The sequence below is a fragment of the Bradyrhizobium sp. MI1.7 genome, from assembly GCF_055811795.1.
The window spans coordinates 1-19868 of record NZ_JBVVPO010000101.1; the positions used below are offsets into that span (position 1 = coordinate 1).

Here is a 19868-nt window from a genome sequence, read left to right on the forward strand (position 1 = left end):
CATCATGCCCTCCGTCTATCAAACGGAGCGGCCCTTTTCCAACTTAGCCTCTGGTCCCAAAACCGGGGTCCATTTCAACCGGGCGATCTTGTCGTCGTACTGAACGCACTTCTCACACATGGCTTCCGCTTGGCATAGAGGGCGGGAGCATGAAGCACTCTCAGTCATCAATGGGCGCCTCGGACGGGGCGGTGATCTCCGGACCATAAACCAGAACTCGGGTTCCCGACAGAAGGAACACAGCCCGCCAACGGAGGCGGCCTCAATGCCTGCGCCGTTCGACCGCGAATGTGAATTTGAGCTGGAGCACCGGACCGCTCTCGTCCCGGACTTCAATCGACAGCTTTTGGCTATCGCCCCCTAAGGCGCGGACGGCATCTCTGGCCATATCGGCAAGCGAGCGCGCCGCCTCTTCCTGCACCTTCTCTATGGTTGAGAACTCTAGACCTTCCTCATCCGGGAAAATCTCGTCACCCTCTCTGATGTCAAAATAATACCGTCTCATCAGACCAGAACGACGCCAACCTCAAATTGTTTCTTTCGTAAAACAGGCCACGCCCAAATCAAACTAGGCGACTTGATGCCGAAAGCAGGCCGGCCACCTACCTCAGCTCGTTCCTCGCGAGAGAAGCCAGTCTGTCCAGTTGGCCAGCCAAACCCACATAAGTTCGGGCGATGTTTTTCAGGACGTCGGCGCGATCTTTGGAAATGCCGCTCGCGCCAGAAAGTCTCTTGTAGAGGTCAGCATGTTCTCGGCACTCAGCAATGTTGATCACTGGCTCTGCCTTCTGTTGGCCGTGCGGGTCACAGCAGCGCCTTCCCCGCTGGCTTGCCTTCTACCATGTTAGCGCCCGTTAAAATCAGTCTTATGACACTGGTTAAATACGGAAGCGCCCCCTTCAGTTTGGAAAAGGAACCACAAGGGCGGCTGATATTTGACTGGCTCGCCGGCAGAGCTGGCGGAGCGGCCTCGGCCTACCCCCTAGGCCCCTGCAGCCGGGGCCGTCTCTCGCTCTTGTTGTATCGGAGTAGCGTATGCGTTCCTCGCCCTCGATCGTGCCGGCCGACCGCCTCGACCGCGATATCTATCTGGTGCTTGAAGACTCTGGAGCGCGCCGGTTGCGCCTGGCGCGAGACGGATGAGGCTGACACCAACCTCGAGGGCGTCCTGCAAACTCCCCTATCGCTAGAGCCATCCCGGTCCCGATGGAACGAGAACCGGCGATGCTCTCAGTCTTTCGTGAAGGCGCGTGAGCCTCAGGCTTCCTTGAAGCGGTAGCCGACGCCGTAGAGCGTCTCGATCATCTCGAACTCGTTGTCGGTCACCTTGAACTTCTTGCGCAGCCGCTTGATGTGGCTGTCGATGGTGCGGTCGTCGACATAGACCTGGTCGTCATAGGCGGCGTCCATCAGCGCGTTGCGGCTCTTCACCACGCCGGGCCGGGTTGCCAGCGCCTGGAGGATCAGGAATTCGGTGACGGTCAGCGTCACCGGCTCGTTCTTCCAGGTGCAGGTGTGCCGTTCGGGGTCCATGCGCAGCAGGCCGCGGTCGAGCGCCTTGGCATTGTTCTCCTTCGGCGCGACAGTCGGGTCCTTCGGCGCCGAGCGGCGCAGCACGGCCTTGACGCGCTCGACCAGCAGGCGCTGCGAGAATGGTTTGCGGATGAAGTCGTCGGCGCCCATCTTGAGGCCGAACAGTTCGTCGATCTCTTCGTCCTTGGAGGTCAGAAAGATCACCGGCAGGTTGGACTTCTGCCGCAGCCGGCGCAGCGTTTCCAAGCCGTCCATGCGCGGCATCTTGATGTCGAGAATGGCAAGATCGGGCTGGGTGGTGCGGAAGCCGTCGAGCGCGGAGGCGCCGTCGGTGTAAGTCATGATGCGGTAGCCTTCCGTCTCCAGCGCGATCGAGACGGATGTGAGAATGTTGCTGTCATCGTCGACCAAAGCGATTGTGGGCATGAGCCTCTGCTTTCTGCTTTCCGTTTGGGTCGTGCTTGAAACGGCGAGCAATCCACTGATGTGCCGCATACATGGGTGCCGAAGTCGGCGATCGAACCTTGTCGCCGAGCAATGCAAACTGGGCTGAGGTGTGACCAAGTTCCACAAAGCGCGACAGATTCGCCCCGTTTCGCCCCTTAACCTGACCCCCGTTTACCCGAAAAAAGACCTCCCTTGCAACCACCTGACCCGAGAAGGCCGATGCACCCGACCCCCGATTTCGACCCTCGGGCCAGTACGCCTATCCGCTCCGGATTGTATCCTTCAATCCCGTCGAGGGGTGGTCGCGGGACGCGACTTCCGAGGTAGCCGATGCGTAGGCCCGGCGCGCGGCCGACACCGACGCCGAGGTCTCGTCTGCGTTGCAAGACTTCATCGCCGCCAACGCCACAAGGCGCTTCGACACGCAGCTCGCGCTGCCCTTGCGCGGGGTCGCCTGACGGTGGCGGACTTCCGCTCTAGCAAGAGGGCAACGCAGATTCGAAACAATCGAGTCAATGACCCGGCGCTGGCTCGGCTGTTGAAGGTCGACGCTTTGGCATGGCGTGGTATCGCAAAGAGATACCGAGCTGATGCGCTTTAACAGCCACCGACGAGACGCCTCGGTCATGGGCGAACAGAATTGGCCATATGGCGGCCTCCCAAACAACAAATTTGGCTCACGTAGCGCAATAGCCCATGGGACCAAAAGTTTCATTCCGCCCTCTTGGATAGATCGCACGTCGGCTCTGTTATGAGCGCCACCGCGCTAACCGCAAAAATCTAGAAGCACACCGCAGAACGACCCTATGCAGACCCGGAGGCGTCCGCGCGCGAGCTCCTCGAAACGCAACATTGCGGCCGGGGACGCCAGCAACCTGACATTGTCCTTTGGTACAATGATCTAAGGGACATGGAATGAATATGGTCGCTCGTCGAACGACCTGGTGGCAAAGGATTATTCAAAGGATTTGATGCGGAAGAGGAATGACCGATGTTTGTGCGTATCACAACGGATCGACGACCTCAGCCCAATACGCTCGATGAATTCGGTTTAGCGGGTACATTCAACCGAATCATCGGCCTCAGCGAATTTAAATACCGAAAAGACACCGAAATCTTCGGTGAAAAAGAGCCCGCTGTGTATGTCTATCAAGTCAAGCATGGTGCGGTGCGAAGTTACAAGTTGCTCTCGGACGGTCGGCGTCAAATCGCCGCCTTTCACTTAGTGGGCGATATCTTCGGGATTGAGAATGGCGACACGCATCGATTTACCGCAGAGGCGGTCGTCGAAACCGTCGCGCGCCTGATTAAGCGAGAAAGCATTCAATTGGTGGCCGCAAGAGACGCGGTTGTCTCGCACAACCTGCTCAGCATGACTACCCGCAACCTGGAGCACGCAGAAAACCATATGCTGCTTCTGGGCCGCAAGACCGCGGTAGAAAGGGTTGCCGCCTTCTTACTTGAGATGGATTGCCGCACCGGAGCAGACAATGTGTCGCTCCCGATGACTCGTCGCGACATTGCGGACTATCTCGGCCTGACCTTGGAGACGGTTTCTCGCGTGCTATCTAGCTTGCGTAAAGCGGGCGTCCTTACGTTCCTCGACGGCGATCAGCGAGAGATCATGTTAAACGACAGGAGCCGGCTTGCCGATTTCGATCGGCAAGAACCGGCACAACCCTGATATTAAAAGCGACGAGCCGTACTGGCGACGATGATGAATACGCAGACTCACATCATGATCGCGGATATTGCGGGAGCTAGCACGAAGGTCCGTTGACTTAGATCAAGGATTGCCGGCGATCTAGGTTCAAGGCCTCTGCCATGAACAAGCCTTCCGATACCGAGCCCAAGCCAACCGAACCCGAGCCCAAGCCAACTCGCTTGGAGGAGGCGCGCCGGATCGTTGAGGATTATGCGAATGACCTTCGCGAGTTCATCCGAAAGCTCCGTGAGAAGATGAATTGAAGCGGATTGGCGCCGGGCTCAGATATGAGATCGAGCGCGGCTGGTGATCGCAGCATGAAAGCGGACGCCGCCCGGGGAGGATCTGCTGACTCGCAAATAGGAGGTGCTGGGCGGGGTAGCCCGCCAACTGAGGCGGCCTTGCTTCGCAAAGGGCAACCGCAACGGTTGTCTTGCGCTTTCAAGTTTCTCCGTTCGGCAAAACAGTATCGATTGTGTGCCTAAGCTTATCCAGCGTGCACGGTTTGACTAAGACGGGCGTTCCTTCAAATCCATGCGGCACGCCGCTGCTGCCGTATCCGCTCAAGAAAAAGAACGGCAGCCCTCGTCTCCTTATTGCTTGGGCAACGGGCCCCACGTTCATACCATGCAAATTGATGTCGAGGATCGCGAGATCGTATTCCCCGATCTCGGCAACGGATCGCGCATCATCTATATTCCCCACTTCAGCGATGACCCTGTGTCCGAGTTCCTCGACCATCTCGACAAGCATCATTCGAATAAGCGCCTCATCTTCCACGAGGAGTATTGATGCCTGCGTCATCTCTCGCCTCAAGCCTTGCCTAAATCGGCCACCGAGCGCTCGTTAAGGAGCTGAGAGACCGCCGTTGTAAGCTGCGCGAGGGCAAACGGTTTCTGAAGAATTATGCTGTTGGGAACGCCTTGTGCCGGCCAGTCGTGGGCCGCTGCGCCCGATATGTAGACCACGGGCAAATTGGGATCGGTCTCGCGTGCCGCCCGCGCGACCTCCCAGCCGGTGAGGCTTCCTAACAGATTGATGTCAGTCACTAGAGCGCAGTATGCAACGAGCCGACCTTTGAGCAGTGTTACCGCCTCCTCGCCGGTCTTGGCGCTGGTGAACTCGAAGCCCCCCTCCCTCAATGCTTCCTCGACAATGCCTTGGATCGCATCGTCGTCTTCTACCAGAAGAACTGTCGGCAGCACTTCCGTCATAGTTTTCCGCCGAGCACACGTGAACTGGAGGTTACAAAGTGCACACAAGCCAAAGGTTCCCGGGAAAGTTTGGCAGTCTTGAAATCCGGGGTCCAGCTCCTGTCGGAGGATTTTTTGGCCTTGACCTTTTCGCGGATGAAGCTGACCCGCAACTGGTCGCCGTTTACTCGTTCGAGCTGACAGCGACGATAGGCAAGTCCAGTGGACGAAAGCAGAAGAAAGAACTCGTTCAGGGTCAGCCCCTCAATCGAGGTCTCAACTTGAAGTGTTGCTCCGACATTTGAGACCTCCTTAAGCGTGCACGCGCGACGCCACGTGCCATCAATGGCCATCATTTGCGCAGGCAACGGATGCTCGAAGGTGACCCTTCGGTCTTCTTGCTCTTTTTATGCTGGCATCGGGTAAACGGAAGTGGTCCCCCCCTATATCCCCGATCAACTAAAAGGTAGTAACCGCGGTCGGGAAAAGTTGGCAAATTGGGATCTGCTTGGGACACCGAAGTTGAAATACGAACAGCGTCCGTGAAGTCGCAAGCAGGCCAGTGCCGCCTTACTTCACCTCCATTGTCTGCTCGTTCCGCGCGAGAGACGCCAGTCTATCCAGTTGGCCGGCCAAACCGACATAGGTTCGGGCGATGTTTCTCAGGGCGGTGGCGCGGTCCTTGGAGATGCCGCTCGCGGAAGAAAGTCTCTTGTAGTGGTCAGAAAGTCTCTTGTAGTGATCCGCATGTTCGCGGCACTCAGCAATGTTGTGGTCGAGAGGGGCGGCTGGCATGATCGAGAGCGAGGAACGCATACGTTACTCCGATATGACAACGGTAGAGAGACGGCCCCGGCTCTAAGGGCTCAATCCAGCAATCAACACGTCCTGTTGGGACGCATCCATCGCTAATCCCGGCGGAAAATCTGGCCCCGCTCGGCCGCGAGCGCGAGCTCTGTCCATTCGCGCGCAAGCTTCAGCCAGCCTTCTCGATCGACCTGGTCGAGGCTGCGAGCCGCCTCCCCGCGACAGGCCGTCGCCTCCTTGAAAATTGCTGAGCGGAGGCGGCCATCTTATCGTAGTGGGACAACTTCCCGGGTAGCTTGGTCTTCATCGTTGCCTCGGCGCATAACCATGCAACACAGACGGTTCGAAAACTCGTGGAATTGCCACTTGTTCCCGCAACCAATAAGTACGGCCAGCGCCTAAGGTCGCACACAAGCCAGTGCCCATTTTTGGAATGATGGTCCCAATAGGAACGACGAGCGCGGGCAATTATTGAGTCGTCGCTGGCTCGCCGGCAGAGCTGGCGGAGCGGCCTCGGCCTACCCCCTTGACCCCTGCAGCCGGGGCCGTCTCTCCGCCATTATCGTACACCCGGCTCGGCGGCCTCGAGCACGAGAAGCCCGCCACAGTTGCCTAGGGCCTTCTCGCAACGACTGATCTCCCAACCGCACCGGCGGTTCGCGCCAATTCGGCAATGACGAACTAAGGCCCCGCGGAGTGACGCTCCGCGGGGCCTTAGCTCTTAACAGCCTACACGCCTTGACCGATCAGTCGATGATTTTCACGACCCGGCGCGTGCGCGGTTCGACGATGACACGGCGGTCGTTCACGACCGCGTAGCGATACTCGGTGTAGTTCGGCACCGGGCGCAAGACCACGGTCGGGGGCAAGGGCTCGCCGACGACGACGCGCTCGTGGATCACGACGGAGTCGTCGCGCGGAATTCCGCCGAGCACGGCATTCGGAATTTCGAGGCCGGCGCCAACGGCCGCACCGACGGTGCCGCCGACCATCGCGCCGACCGGGCCACCGATGTCGCCACCCGCACGCGCGCCGTCCCTAGCGCCCTGTTCGGTCGTCGACTGGGCAAAGGCCGCAGTCGACGCCGCCAGCAGCGACACAGCAGCCAATGAAATCGCAAGACGGGTTTTCATGTCCACTCTCTCCAGTGGTTGTTGATGCGCCGTCAACCGCTGGGCCAGAGCATTGTTCCGGTTCCTCCGATGAAAGGCGCGTCTGGAGAATGTTACTGCGTAACAGTTCAGGCCGCGGTGGCGCAGCGTTGCTGTCAGGCATACGTTGCTAAGACGGGTAGCTCTTGATTGGAAAGCCGCAGTATCATGGGCCGGTTGCAAGAAGTTGCGACGAAGAAGGCTATCGCAATTATTGCAATCTTTTGCTCGACGGATTCGAAATCCGCGTTTTCTTGAACGACGCGTAGCAAATCGGATACACTGCGGCAAATCCTGAAGAAGGGTGGGTTCGGGTGATTCAAGGCGAGCTCGGCCATCATAAACGGCGAGGTCGTGATGCCGGCCGCCGATGGCAGCACCGATTTCTCCGTCTTACAGAACGACATGGTCGACCTTGCCGGCATAGATTAGGTGGTCGCCCTTGCGCCTCGCGAGATAAATACCGTCCCATTTGCCCTCGTCGAGCGCGAAGCCGGCAATTGTTAAGGTCTCGCGTTGGGCGCATGTCTTTTTGATCCAATTGTTGCCCCGGCCGCTGGCGTAGATGCTGTCACGCACCTTCGAGACTACGCCTTCGAGCCCCACCTTGCAGGCGTGCGTGAACATCTCGCGGCCATCGATCTCGAAGCTATCGCTTAACTGTAGGTCGCTGCCGGTGATGATCTTCTTCAGCGCCGCCTTGCGCTCCAACAGCGGCACATTCCGGAGGTCCCTGCCGTTGAGATAAAGCAGGTCGAAGGCGACGAGCACGATCTTCGTCGAGGCGCCCTTGAGCTGGCTTCGACAAGACATCGGCGGCCGAGCTGCGGCGGCGCCTCGAGCCGCTGGTCCGTAAGACACAGCCCTATGCCAAGAGGATTGCGCACGAAGGCATCTGGGTCGAACCGAAGCTGCTTGCTGAGATCGAATACCAAGCGAAGTCGGCCGAGGGGAAGGTGCGGCATCCGTTCTTCAAGGGGTGCGAGGACCTGTAACGGCGCGGCGATCGGCGGCAAAATTTTTTCAGCCCCCTCTTGAAACCAAAACCGGCTTTGCTAATTTTTTTGTCGCCATCTGACGATGGTGTCCGGGCGCCTCATGGGCCCGGGCCAAGAGACGGGCACCGTGTCCGGTGCCGCTCGTAGACATCTTGCTCTTAGGAGGATTTGGCTATGCGCACCTACGATTTTGCCCCCCTCTGGCGCTCGACCATTGGTTTCGACCGCCTCTTCGACCTCGCAGAAACCGCTCAGCGGGCCAGCGAGGACAATTACCCGCCCTACAACATCGAACGGCTGGCGGAGGATCGCTATCAGATCTCGCTGGCGGTGGCGGGTTTCTCGCCCGAGGATATCGTCATCACCGCCGAGCAGAACGTGGTGACGGTTGAAGGCAGCAAATCCGACAAGACCGAACGTGATTTCCTCTATCGCGGTATCTCGCACCGCGCCTTCAAGCGCCAATTCAGCCTCGCCGAATATGTCCAGGTGAAAAGCGCCGCATTCGACAACGGCTTGCTGACCATCGAACTCGTCCGCGAGATTCCGGATGCGATGAAGCCGCGCCGGATTGCGATCGGCGATGCCTCGACCGGCAGCGTGCGGAAGCTGGAAGCCAAAGCCGCCGCCTAGTAGAGGCGCCATGGAGCCGCGCTGCAAGTCGTGCGGCTCCCATCCATTCGTCAATGAAAAGGAGAGGACCATGCGGCCGACGACCGCTGACGACAACGTTTTCGACTTCGACGCGCTGCTTCATCCCGGCACGGTCTTTGAGACACCCAAAGACGTTCTGGATCACCCTGCCCTGACGCTGGCCGAGAAGCGCGCAATCTTGGCATCATGGGCGTCCGACGCGTCCGCGATCGCCTCTTGCCCGTCGATGCGCGCACCTGCCGGCCTCAAGAAGCCGGTATCGATCGACGAAATCTTGGACGCGTTGCGCGCCTTGGACGGTGGCCCCCGGACGCCACCCGGCGGAAAGCCCTACCGTCTCCGTTCGACCGAACGTGCGGCCGCGGCGTGAAGTTCGGAGCCTCAGATGACAACGGACGAAAAACTAGCGCGGCTTCGCGCCCATCGCAACAACGTCCACCGCTACCGCCGCCTGCTGAGCACTCGGCTCTCAGATCTTGAGCGCGAGTTCTTGATGAAGCGACTCTCGGAGGAGCAAATCGCTATTGATGCGCTATCGACGACGACTTTCCCATTTTCCTTGAATCTCGACGGTCCAATCACCGGTGCAGCATCCAGGGTGGCTTAGCTTCAATGCTGGACCTTATATTGATCGATCGCAATCGGCGTGGTTGGGAATGGCGAGTTTGCGACCAGTCTGGCACTGCCCTGGGTAAGGGCCGTGAAAGAACGCGAATGGCCGCGAGATATCGCGGTTATCAGGCGATGTTTCTATTGCTCGCAAGCGGAGCCCGGTTAATCGATCCGGGGCCGTTGGCGCCATAAGATGAGCTTACGGCTCCTCCCCGGCAATGGCCGAAAGCGGCGGGCCTGCAACAATGTCCTTCCTGACCGGCCCCGGGGCCACCAGGTAGGCGCCACTCCCCTGACGGGCTCAGTTTCCGTAATTGGCCGGTAGCGGTCGTCACGGCAACGATGACGAGGTGTTGGATTCACGGGGCATCAGACGTGGTCGGCAAGTCCGGCCCGGCATCCAGGGACATCCCTCCGTTACCGCGATTGCCGCTATGGGCTTCATGTCGCGCGGCACTCTTCATCGATACTTGGTGCTAAGTCCTCAGGACGCATTCCGCGGATGATCCAGCTCAGTGCGAATTGGTCCTTTGGCAGGATTTCGGGAAACCCCTCGGCCTCACGCCCTCGGCCGTCCGAACCACGGTTAGCAGCTGCTTTTTGTAGGCATATCCGGAACGGGAACCTAGGCTTGCTGCCCGCCGTTATGCAATTCCTCTGCGGATCGCCTGGCTCAGGGCACGCCCCTGAAATATTAAGAAATCAATATGCTCAAAGACACAAAGGGGGATCGATGACGTTACGGGCTACGCCATCGATCGACCGCATGTCCGTCCCTGACACCCTGAGCGATTTCATCCGTCGGATCGACGATCCCGATGCTCTTGCGTATGCCGCGGCTGAACTTCTCGGAAGCAGCCTGGGGGTCAGCAGGGCCGGCTACGGTACGGTCGATACATCGGCCGAAACGATCACCATAAGCCGTGACTGGAATGCGCCGGGCATATCGAGCCTGGCGGGCGTTCTTCGCTTCCGCGACTACGGTAGCTACATCGAGGATCTGAAGCGCGGTGAGACGGTCATCTGTGCGGATGCGGAGAAGGACCCTCGTATCGGCGAGCGTGCCGATGCTCTTGAAGCAATATCGGCTCGCGCCCTGGTCAACATGCCAATCTCCGAGTCCGACGGTGTTGTGGCACACCTGTACTTGAACAACGCGGAGCCACGGGAGTGGACCGCAGAAGAACTCGAACTGGTGCGCGAAGTTGCCGAGCGAACCCGCACAGCTGTGGAACGTCGTCGGGCCGAGGTCGCTGTCAGGGGAAACGAGGCTCGCCTGACGTTTCTAGATGCCCTCAACAGGGAAACCGCCAAAACCAGAGACGCAGACGGCGTTTTAGCTGTGACGACTAGGATGCTTGGCGAACATCTGATGGTATCGAGCTGTGCCTACGCCGATATGGATCCGGACGAGGACGGCTTTACCATTCGGGGAGATTGGGCGGCACCAGGGGCAATGCACATTCTTGGGCACTATAGCCTGGCCGATTTCGGTCAAAAGGCCGTAACCGAGCTCGGAGCGGGCCGCCCCCTGGTCATCAATGACAATTTGAAAGAGATTGCGCCCGAAGAAGCGGCTACGTTCCAGAACATTGGAATCGGCGCTACCATTTGCATGCCCTTCGTGAAGGAAGGACGGCTAACAGCTTTGATGGCGATCCATCATCGGCAAGCGCACCGGTGGAGCAAGCGCGAACTCGCATTGCTTACAGAGGTGACCGAACGCTCGTGGGCGCACATCGAACGTGTACGGTCGGAGCAGGCAGCCCGGGAAGCGGCAGAGCGACTCGGCCTCGCCAACAAGGCTGCCGGCATAGGCACTTGGGACTATGATCCGGTCAATGACGTTCTGCCAAGGGACGATCGTTGCAAAGAATTGTTCGGCTTGTCGCCTCAGGCGGAAATAAGTTACGAAGGCGCGTTCCTGAAGGGCTTGCATCCGGACGACAGGCAACGTGCGCACGAAGCGGTCTCTGAAGCACTCGAGCCGACGTCTCCCAAGCCTTATAACATCGAATACCGAACCATAGGTGTCGAGGATGGAACCGAGCGCTGGATCGCGGCGACCGGCGAGGCGATCTTTTCGGGAGGAAAGGCCGTCCGCTTCATCGGCACCGTTCTGGACATCAGTGCGCAGAAGAAATCCGAGCGCCATCTGCGCATACTGAACGACACCGGGGCTTCCGTGGCCCGCGAACGAGATCTCGAGAAGATAGTTCAGACCGTAACCGATGCCGGCGTCGAGCTCTCGGGGGCTCAATTCGGCGCCTTCTTCTACAACGTCCTTACACCGGACGGTGGAAGCTATATGCTTTATTCGTTGTCTGGCGTACCACGATCGGCATTCGAAAACTTCCCTATGCCACGCAATACGGCGGTCTTCGAGCCGACGTTCTTGGGTACGGGCGTGGTGCGATCAGACGACATCCTGAAAGATCCGCGCTATGGCAAAAATGCTCCGCGAAAAGGAATGCCGGAAGGTCACCTTCCCGTCAGGTCATATCTGGCGGTACCCGTAATTTCACGTTCGGGCGAAGTACTTGGCGGACTTTTCTTCGGTCACGCTGAGCCAAGGAAGTTTCAAATCGAGCACGAAACCACACTTCTGGGCATCGCCGGCCACGCCGCCACTGCGATCGACAACGCGCGTCTTCTGATGCGACTGGAGTCCCTCAATGCCGATTTGGAGCGACGCGTAGCCGAGGAGATATCGGAACGTATGAAGGCCGAGGAGCAGCTCCGACAGTCTCAGAAGATGGAAGCTGTCGGTCAATTGACGGGCGGGATTGCTCACGACTTCAACAACATGCTGGCCGTGATCATCGGCAGTCTGAATCTTGCCAAACGACGACTGGGCAAGGGAGAAATCGACGTGGACCGCTTCATCGAGGGAGCCATAGATGGTGCAAATCGGGCAGCCACACTAACTCAGCGCCTACTGGCGTTTTCACGCCAACAGCCGCTTGCGCCCGAGGTCATGGACCTCAACAAGATGGTTGGCGGGATGAGCGAGCTGCTCGACCGATCGCTGGGAGAACTCGTCCGTCTCGAGATGGTTCTGGCGGCCGGAGTTTGGCGAGTCAAAGCTGACCCCGCTCAGCTGGAAAGTGTCGTGCTAAATCTCGCAGTGAATGCGCGTGACGCCATGCCGAGGGGCGGCAAGCTGACGATCGAAACAAGCAATTCGTCTATAGACCAGAAGTATGCGCGTGAGTACGCGCTGACGCCCGGTCAATATGTCCTGCTTGCCGTCACTGACAATGGCGTTGGAATGCCTGAAAACGTGCTTGGTAAAGCATTTGACCCATTCTTCACGACGAAGGCGGTGGGCAAGGGCACCGGCCTAGGTCTCAGCCAAGTCTACGGCTTCGTGCGGCAGTCGGGCGGTCACGTAAAGTTATATTCCGAAGTGGGAGTAGGAACGACGGTCAAAGTCTATCTTCCGCGCTTTTTCGGCGTCGAGGAGACATCGGGTGCGCCCGAGCCGAAGGCGAACATCGGCGCGAGCCTGCACAAAGAGACCATCCTCGTCGTGGAAGATGATGACCGGGTTCGCAATATCTCGTCGGAAAGCCTGCGTGACCTGGGCTATACCGTCGTCGAGGCGGCAGGTGCTAAAGAGGCGATCAGAAAGATCGACGACGGACTCGTCCCGGATCTGCTCTTTACGGACGTGGTCATGCCCGACACGACAGGCGCCGAATTGGCGAGCCGGGCCTTAGAGCGATTGCCCGGGTTGAAGGTGCTGTTCACGACCGGCTATACGCGCAACGCCATCGTCCACAATGGCATGCTCGATGCCGGCACACTTGATTTCCAAGCCATTCAATATCGAAGACCTAGCGGCGAAGGTCCGCGGACTGCTCGATGAGATCTAGGTCCAATGCTGGTCTGTCCGACTTCGCGAATCGCGCTGCTACGTTTGTTTGTTCAGTTCGGCGTAAGCTCTCTGGTGCATCGGCTTGATAGCACACTCCAGAGACATGTCTGGAGCAAGAGCTCGTGCAGAAGTGGTCCGACTCAGAGACCGCCCCCTGCCCTTGACCCGACTTCTTGCAGCACGGTAAAGCTCACTACCGGGACCAGCTGTGATTGAGCAGACTCCAAGCCCTTTCGGGGCCCCCGCCTCCTCCATGCCGCTCGGAGGGCAAGCCTGACGTTCGCTGAACAACGCCTCTGGAAGCTTTGCGAAACTGACGGACCTCGCCTCGAACTCGTCCGATTAAACCGGAAGAAACGCGGCCGGCTCAGACAGGTTCCTATCGCTCCGGAAATAAGCTTCAGGCGGCTGCATTGGTTGCCGCTGCACTTTCTGATAGCCTAGAGCGATGTCGCTTCTGAACTTCAGCCTGCCTGCCCGGGCACCCGCTCTCTTTGCGTCTTTCCTATCACTCGACCAGACCATCCTCGACGCGCTCCCGATCGGCGTTTATGCCTGCGATATTGAGGGACGGATCGTGAGGGTCAATGAGCGGGCGATCCAGCTTTGGGGACGCGCTCCGAAGCTGCTCGATCCCGAGCAGAAGTTCTGTGGCTCGTTCTGGCTCGAGACCCTGCAAGGCGATTTCATTCCGCCCCACGAAACGCCGATGGCGCGGGCCGTGCTAGCGGGGGAGAGCTTCGAAGGCGCCGAGGCCGTGGTGCGAAATCCCGACGGACGGCGATGGGTGGCGCGCGTCAATGTTGCGCCCATGCGCGACGCTGGCGGCCAAGTCGTCGGAGGGATCAATTGCTTCCTGGACGTCACGCATGAGCACGACATGCGGCTGGCACTAGAGCGTCAGCAGCGTACCTTCGATCTCGCCATGGTCGCTTCGAAGATGGGCACGTGGCGCTACAGCATGGCAGACAACGTCTGTGTCTACGATGAGAACGCCCAGCGGCTCTATGGTCTGACTGAGGCGCGCTTCCTCCACGACACGGCCGGCGTTGAAGCCAAGTTCCATCCGGACGACATGGATCTGATGTGGGCCCGCGTCGCCAGAGCGATCGATCCCGAAAGCGACGGACGCTATGAGGTTGAGTACCGGGTGAAGCAGACTGACGGGAGCTGGCGCTGGCTGAGTGCCTGGGGCCTCGTGGAGTTCGAAGGGCGCGGCGCCGAGCGCCAACCCGTCGCCATCGCCGGCGCGAGCCGCGATCTGACTGAATTGAAGCAGTCCGAGGAGTTGCAGCGCCTGCTCACCAACGAGCTGAATCACCGCGTCAAAAACAGCCTTGCCACCGTGCAATCGATCGTCAATCAGACGCTTCGGGACGCGACGAATGTGCAGGCGGCCCGCAGGACGATCGACGCACGCATCGTTGCCCTCGCCGGAGCACACGATCTGCTCACTGCCCGCAGTTGGAAGGGCGCCGATATCGCCGATCTCGCTGCGGGGGCGGTCGCGCCCTTCGCCACGGATCAGATCCTTACCGAGGGGCCTTCCCTGGATGTTTCCCCCGGCCAGGCTCTGGCACTCTCGCTGGCGCTGCACGAGCTTGCCACCAACGCCGTAAAATACGGAGCGCTCTCACGGCCCTCGGGCCGGGTCGAGCTTCGCTGGCGTGTGCAGGAGGAGATGCTCAATCTGAGCTGGCGCGAAAGCGGCGGCCCGCAGGTTTCTCCGCCGACTCGCCGCGGGTTCGGCAGCCGCCTGATCGAACATGCAAGCCGCGACGTGAACGGGAAAATCCGGCTCGACTTCGCGCCGGAGGGGCTTGTCTGCTCGATCACCGCCGCGCTTGAGGCGATCGAGACACGACCGCAGACGGCCGTTTGATGTTGCTGGTCTGACTTACACGGCGAAGCTTGGCTCTGCCGACAGACGCGTCGGGTAAAACACCTATAATGTGGCACCATCACAAAACTCGTCGAGCTCGATGTCAACGGTCGCGGGCTTCTGCGCCATCCAACACTTGTGCCCCTCCGCATCGACCTCATAAACCCGATAGCTTGGCATGCCTCCCTTTCTCCCTGCGTCCTCGCTGAAGCGCTGTTCTGCCCAGAACGGCGGAGCCCGATCCTTAACATTTGTGCGCTGGATGAGAAGTGCCCAGAAAGTTAGCCTATGGACAGGAACGAAAATCGCTCACGAAGCGTTCTGCGTTCATTGGGTAGGAACTCATTCTTGAGCAAACAATCAGACAGATTGAGGGAGCAAGCTTTTCGGGCGGAGCGGCTCTCCAACACCGTCAGCGACATGTCGGCATCCCGTACCTTACGGTCCCTTGCCGAGCAATACCATGCGCAGGCCGACGAGCTCGAACAGGCAGAGATGTCAGGCCAGGCGGCTCCGCAAGCGACGCCTCTCCAAATTGCCGCTTCCAAAGGGTAGTTAGGCGAGTCTACCTCTTAGGATGACTGGCGACATCGTTGTGGTGATGCCAAAGGTTATTCAGTGATGGACCTAAAGCAGATTTATCGCGACTATATCGACTGCCTGAATGAGCAAGCTTGGTCGCGCTTGGGCACGTTCGTCGCCGACGACATCACCCACAATAGCAATCCCCTCGGCCTGGCGGGTTATCGAAAAATGCTCGAACAGGATTACGCGGCAATTCCCGACCTTCGCTTCAACGTGGAAATGATGATTAGTGAGTATCCCCACCTAGGAAGCCGGCTACGGTTCGATTGCTCTCCAGCAGGCGTCTTTCTCGGCTTGCCGGTAAACGGCAGGCGAGTTTCCTTTCACGAGAACGTTTTCTATGAATTCGATAGCAACAAGATAATGCGCGTTCGATCGGTTATCGATAAGGCGGCCTTGGAGGCGCAACTGTAGACAGTTGGCGTCAAGCGGCTAGCGCTCACACCGCCGAGTCTCGAGCACGCCGCGCAATCACCCTAAATACGAAATGTCCTTCGCTCGCGACGCGAGCTCACCCTCCACTTTGTCGAATTCGGTTGATTGCGCTCGATGAAAGCCGCGAGCTCATCCGCGACATCTCAGAGAGGGCTTTCTGCTGGGACGACGGGTCCTTGCGAGTAGGAGCAATGTGCCCTGCCCGATCTAGAACTTTGATCGACAGATCGGCTCGGACACGGGCGCTAATGCTTGTGTCTTGGAGGAGCGACTTCGCAACTCGATAAGCAAGCGGGGCACCTACGACTGCAAGGTCAAGCTGTATCGATTCCGAGATCGCAGCCGCGGCCGCTGGCAGTCGCATTGTCTTATAAACCGATACTTGGGGTGATATCCGGCGAGGTCGGCCGCTTCTTCAAGCTTCTTCCCGTCGTTGACGATTAGGCGCACCAGCGTCCGCTGCTATTCGCTGAGGTCGTAAGCTGCAATCCACGGCATCCTAAGCCCCTTAGTTTTCACGGGATGCGTTGGCGGCCGCGATAAGACGACGCAAGTCAATGTTGTACTGCGGCACGTTCGGGTTCTTTACAGCCCGCTCCAGCAGGAGCTGCCACGTTCGGATCGAACCGAGCCATGTGCATGATCTCGTCCGCGTTCTGCTTGTTCGAAGGAAGCTGCTCGAGAAGCAACTTAAACCGCTTGATCAAGCCTCCGCCGGCGAGATCGCCCTTGAAGTGGCGAACGACCTGTTATTCGGCGCATGGTTTGCCCCCCGATCGGCGCCCAAGGCTGACCCCGCCCAACACCATCGACACCCTTGAACCATCACAAGCCGATGGGGGTCAAAGTTCGGCGCTTATTTACAGTCCGGTGCGCAAGGTTTCCGGTCCCACGGGTGCCTAGCGCCGACTCGCCACCCAGATCCCAAGCAGGAACGCCACAAACAGGGATTGCAGCGGCGCCTTCAAAGTCATCTCGCGCAACTGTTCGGCCCAGCGCATCGCGGCATCATGCGAATGCGACGGGCGACGGCTCGCATCCGCCTGGCGGCTCGACCTCGCTAAGGAAGCCTGCTCTATGCCGCCGTCATCATTCGTCAGCCCGGAGGCTTCCGTCATTGCCGAGGTTTCTTTCATATCCATGCGGTCCTCCTACGATAGCGTCGGAGCAACCGATCTCCCGACGGCTCGTTCCTACGCGGACTTCCGCCGCGTCCCGGCCCCCGGCTTCTTGGCGGCCGCCTCCTTCGCCGACTTCTTGCCGGCGATCGGCATCAACATCTCCTTCTGAACGGCCGAGGTCTCTTTGGCCTTCTTGGCCGACTTTTTTGGAACCTTGGCTACGGCTGCGGCGCCCCCGACGCTTTTCCGCCGCGTCCATCAGATCGACGACGTTTTCGCCGCGCGGACGCTCCTTCGGAGTGATCGGCTTGCCGGCGCGCTTCTGATTGATGAGCTCGATCAGAGCCGTTTCGTAGTGGTCCTCGAATTTCTCGGGATCGAACGTGCCGGACTTCTGGTTGACAATGTGCTTTGCGAGATCGAGCATATCCTTGGTGACTTTGACGTCTTGGATCTCGTCAAAATGCTGGTTCGCTCCTTCGCTCTAGTGTTATGGCCTAAAGCTACGTGTCAGATTGTGCATTGCGTGATGCTGAAAACTCGGCCAAAACTTGATCTGCCGCGAGTCTCGCACATCGGTCGTCATGCAATTCGTCGAGTTTTCTCAAATAGGCGACTGCCGCTATTTGCAAGAGATCGAAATCATCTTCGCCGGTATTACGAAGATGAGCGACGTAGCGATAGAGGGCGGAACACCTGTCGTCGTTCTCGCTGATGCCACTGTGGAGCAGCAAGTAGTTCCGCCACGCGAACGCGCACGCACCATCTACGGCCTGAGATGTCATGGGCGTCTCCCAAAGTCAGAGAAAGACTGACGATGCCTTTCGTTCCGCGAATCTCACAGATGTAACGTTGTTCCGTAGTTGCGCCGCAAGATGGATTCCACGGGGCAATGTCGATCGTTGCACAGAACGGTCAATGCGATTGGCTGTTCGAAAAAGCGTCGAGCTGGGCTGGCCGCCTTGCAAGTAGCTGCTTTGCCCGAATGAGCCTGCATATGTTCCCTAGAAAAGAAGATTTGGGAACATGCCACCTTTGCTCATGGGGGCCCTTAACCGACCTCGGCATCGGCACCAATGTCCGCTTTGCGCGCGACAAGCTTCCGCCCCAATGAAACGCGTCGTAGCCCAAAGCTTACCCCTGAGCTAAAAGTGCGAATTGGGTGGTGCGTCCCGACGGGTTTTGAACGGCCGACCTCCGCCATGTCACAGCGGCGCTGCTACCAACTGAGCTGCGGACGCGGGCCGGTATCGACGCTCTGACGCGTACGTCGCTGGCGTTTACCCCAGCGGCCGATCTCCGGCTCTGCCCCTTCCAATTCACATATTGCCCCTCGTCCTCGCAGTTCAGGCGCGAGGCAGGTGGATTTCCGCTGTCTGAAATCGGGCGCCGCAGGTTTCGCGGGTCCAGAGAGGCATGGCCATGATCCAGGAGAAGCAAGGGGCACCCACGAGATGACGCCGTAACCATCCCATCGCAGGGGCGGAGGAACCACCGCGATTGGCCCATATTATCCTCTGGTCCGCCCCCGCGCCAATTGGCTGGCCATGTCATCGCGTCTTGTCAGCCCTGCGTGTACGGGACCACATTCTGTCGGAAGTCGTTCAGCGTCTCGATGGCATCGCGCTCCCCTCCCCGCCTCTGGCCCCTCTACGCAGTCAACTTCTTCATGGCCGACATGCAGTCGGGCATCGGACCGTTCGTCGGCGTGTTCCTCCAGGAGCGCGGCTGGGCGACCGGACTGATCGGCACCGCGCTGACGATCGGCAATGTCGCCGGCATGCTGGTCACAACGCCGATCGGCGGCTTCATCGATTCGAGCCGCAACAAGCGCCTGTGGGTCGTCATTCCCGGCATCTGCGTGGTGCTTGCGTCCGCGATCATCCTGATCTCGCAACATTTCTGGGCGGTCACGTTGTCGCAAGTAGCGCAATCGCTCGCGAGCGCTGCGATCGTGCCGGCGGTCACAGGCATCACGCTCGGCATCGCCAGGCAAAAGGGCTTCAATGCGTTGAACGGCCGCAACCAGGCCTTCAACCACGCCGGCAACATGGTGGGCGCGGCGCTGTCGGGCTATCTCGGCTACAAGTTCGGCTACGTCGCCGTGTTCGTGCTTGCGGCGGTATTCGGCGCCATCGCGATAGCCTGCGTGCTGATGATCCCGGACAACTCCATCGACGATCGCCAGGCCCGCGGCAGCAAGGAAGACGAGAGCAAGAACCCGCCGGATGGCATGTCCGTCCTGCTCAAGCACAAGCCGCTACTGGTGCTGGCGTTTGCGCTTGCCATCTTCCATCTCGGCAATGCAGCGATCGTGCCGCTCTATGGACTTGCAGCGGTCGCCGAAGGCCAGGCCAACGGACCGAGCTTTGTTGCGACCACCGTGGTGATCGCCCAGGGCGTTATGGTGGTGACCTCGCTGATCGCCATGCAGGTCGCGGGAAAGCGCAACTACTGGCCGGTGATCCTCATCTCCTTCATGTTTCTGCCGATCCGCGGCGTGCTCGCCTTCTTCGTAACGGGATGGTGGGGGGTGATTCCGACGCAGGTGCTGGACGGCATCGGCACCGGGCTGCAGACCGTCGCCGTGCCTGGCATGGTGGCGCGCTCGCTTGACGGCACCGGCCGCATCAATCTCGGCCAGGGCGCCGTCATCACCGTGCAGGGCGTCGGCGCAAGCCTGAGCCCCGCGCTTGGCGGCTGGATCGCGCAGTGGATCGGCTACGGCCCGACCTTCTTGCTGCTGGGCGGCTTCGGGCTCGCATCGATCGGGCTGTGGCTGGCGTTCGGTGCCGCAGTGAAGAAGTATTGAGGCAAGCGGCCGGCCGGACATTACGGCGCGAATTGCTTTTGCGATCCGGGCAC

General features: G+C 59.4%; 18 protein-coding genes and 4 pseudogenes. 10 read left to right on the forward strand and 12 right to left on the reverse strand.

Annotation, left to right across the window (positions count from 1 at the left end; translation table 11 throughout):
* Window positions 1-262: 262 nt before the first annotated feature.
* Complete coding sequence (locus AC0L3X_RS43215) at window positions 263-505, reverse strand: DUF6894 family protein (RefSeq protein WP_014494428.1); 243 nt, start codon at window positions 503-505, stop codon at window positions 263-265.
* A 752-nt stretch (window positions 506-1257) separates the two neighbouring features.
* Complete coding sequence (locus AC0L3X_RS43220; RefSeq protein WP_473317445.1) at window positions 1258-1959, reverse strand: response regulator transcription factor; 702 nt, start codon at window positions 1957-1959, stop codon at window positions 1258-1260.
* Between the two features lie 266 nt (window positions 1960-2225).
* On the opposite strand from AC0L3X_RS43220, the pseudogene AC0L3X_RS43225 reads away from it, so the two are divergent.
* Window positions 2226-2438, forward strand: a pseudogene (locus tag AC0L3X_RS43225) (hypothetical protein); the annotation flags it as partial.
* 533 nt (window positions 2439-2971) lie between these two features.
* Window positions 2972-3664 (forward strand): helix-turn-helix domain-containing protein, encoded by a 693-nt coding sequence (locus AC0L3X_RS43230; RefSeq protein WP_063983365.1) that lies wholly within the window; start codon window positions 2972-2974, stop codon window positions 3662-3664.
* Window positions 3665-4126: 462 nt separating this feature from the next.
* Here the strand turns inward: AC0L3X_RS43230 and AC0L3X_RS43235 are convergent, their stop codons facing one another.
* From AC0L3X_RS43235 to AC0L3X_RS43265, 7 genes and pseudogenes are all read right to left on the reverse strand, one after another.
* Window positions 4127-4489: a response regulator gene (locus AC0L3X_RS43235; protein WP_084795133.1), complete on the reverse strand. Its 363-nt coding sequence runs from the start codon at window positions 4487-4489 to the stop codon at window positions 4127-4129.
* Window positions 4490-4497: 8 nt separating this feature from the next.
* On the reverse strand, window positions 4498-4899 hold the full coding sequence (locus AC0L3X_RS43240) for a response regulator (RefSeq protein ID WP_085398163.1): 402 nt from the start codon (window positions 4897-4899) through the stop codon (window positions 4498-4500).
* The gene (locus AC0L3X_RS43245) at window positions 4896-5246 is read right to left on the reverse strand and encodes a PilZ domain-containing protein (protein WP_341850513.1); all 351 of its coding nucleotides are present in this window, start codon (window positions 5244-5246) and stop codon (window positions 4896-4898) included. Before AC0L3X_RS43245 ends, AC0L3X_RS43240 begins: the two co-directional genes overlap by 4 nt.
* A 202-nt stretch (window positions 5247-5448) precedes the next feature.
* A complete protein-coding gene (locus AC0L3X_RS43250) occupies window positions 5449-5694 on the reverse strand; it encodes a hypothetical protein (RefSeq protein ID WP_084795134.1) in 246 nt (81 codons plus the stop codon).
* 737 nt (window positions 5695-6431) lie between these two features.
* On the reverse strand, window positions 6432-6818 hold the full coding sequence (locus AC0L3X_RS43255) for a DUF1236 domain-containing protein (protein ID WP_231145284.1): 387 nt from the start codon (window positions 6816-6818) through the stop codon (window positions 6432-6434).
* A gap of 134 nt (window positions 6819-6952) precedes the next feature.
* Entirely contained in the window at window positions 6953-7243 is a 291-nt protein-coding gene (locus AC0L3X_RS43260; protein WP_063979755.1) for a hypothetical protein, read from the reverse strand.
* Window positions 7242-7640, reverse strand: a pseudogene (locus AC0L3X_RS43265) (ATP-dependent DNA ligase); the annotation flags it as partial. The gene AC0L3X_RS43260 and the pseudogene AC0L3X_RS43265, both read right to left, overlap by 2 nt.
* Window positions 7641-7681: 41 nt before the next feature.
* Here AC0L3X_RS43265 and AC0L3X_RS43270 point away from each other — a divergent pair.
* The 7 genes and pseudogenes from AC0L3X_RS43270 (at window position 7682) to AC0L3X_RS43300 (ending at window position 15861) form a co-directional block, all read left to right on the forward strand.
* On the forward strand, window positions 7682-7831 hold the full coding sequence (locus tag AC0L3X_RS43270) for an ATP dependent DNA ligase (RefSeq protein WP_371494754.1): 150 nt from the start codon (window positions 7682-7684) through the stop codon (window positions 7829-7831).
* A gap of 177 nt (window positions 7832-8008) precedes the next feature.
* Window positions 8009-8467: an Hsp20 family protein gene (locus AC0L3X_RS43275; protein WP_063979756.1), complete on the forward strand. Its 459-nt coding sequence runs from the start codon at window positions 8009-8011 to the stop codon at window positions 8465-8467.
* A gap of 70 nt (window positions 8468-8537) precedes the next feature.
* Entirely contained in the window at window positions 8538-8858 is a 321-nt protein-coding gene (locus tag AC0L3X_RS43280) for a hypothetical protein (protein ID WP_063979757.1), read from the forward strand.
* A 15-nt stretch (window positions 8859-8873) separates the two neighbouring features.
* Window positions 8874-9095, forward strand: a complete 222-nt coding sequence (locus AC0L3X_RS43285; RefSeq protein ID WP_084794892.1) for a hypothetical protein — start codon at window positions 8874-8876, stop codon at window positions 9093-9095.
* A gap of 738 nt (window positions 9096-9833) precedes the next feature.
* A pseudogene (locus AC0L3X_RS43290) lies at window positions 9834-12978 on the forward strand (GAF domain-containing hybrid sensor histidine kinase/response regulator).
* Between the two features lie 450 nt (window positions 12979-13428).
* On the forward strand, window positions 13429-14862 hold the full coding sequence (locus tag AC0L3X_RS43295; RefSeq protein WP_063983367.1) for an HWE histidine kinase domain-containing protein: 1434 nt from the start codon (window positions 13429-13431) through the stop codon (window positions 14860-14862).
* Between the two features lie 621 nt (window positions 14863-15483).
* Window positions 15484-15861 (forward strand): ester cyclase, encoded by a 378-nt coding sequence (locus AC0L3X_RS43300; RefSeq protein WP_063983369.1) that lies wholly within the window; start codon window positions 15484-15486, stop codon window positions 15859-15861.
* 920 nt (window positions 15862-16781) lie between these two features.
* Here the strand turns inward: AC0L3X_RS43300 and AC0L3X_RS43305 are convergent.
* The 3 genes and pseudogenes from AC0L3X_RS43305 to AC0L3X_RS43315 form a co-directional block, all read right to left on the reverse strand.
* Window positions 16782-17024, reverse strand: a complete 243-nt coding sequence (locus tag AC0L3X_RS43305) for a hypothetical protein (RefSeq protein ID WP_063983370.1) — start codon at window positions 17022-17024, stop codon at window positions 16782-16784.
* 51 nt (window positions 17025-17075) lie between these two features.
* Window positions 17076-17472 (reverse strand): annotated as a pseudogene (locus tag AC0L3X_RS43310) (non-homologous end joining protein Ku); the annotation flags it as partial.
* Window positions 17473-17506: 34 nt separating this feature from the next.
* Window positions 17507-17788 carry a hypothetical protein gene (locus AC0L3X_RS43315; RefSeq protein ID WP_085398433.1) on the reverse strand — a complete coding sequence of 94 codons (282 nt, stop codon included), beginning with the start codon at window positions 17786-17788 and terminating at the stop codon, window positions 17507-17509.
* A gap of 830 nt (window positions 17789-18618) precedes the next feature.
* Here AC0L3X_RS43315 and AC0L3X_RS43320 point away from each other — a divergent pair.
* Complete coding sequence (locus tag AC0L3X_RS43320) at window positions 18619-19815, forward strand: MFS transporter (RefSeq protein ID WP_231141857.1); 1197 nt, start codon at window positions 18619-18621, stop codon at window positions 19813-19815.
* The last annotated feature ends 53 nt before the right edge of the window (window positions 19816-19868 follow it).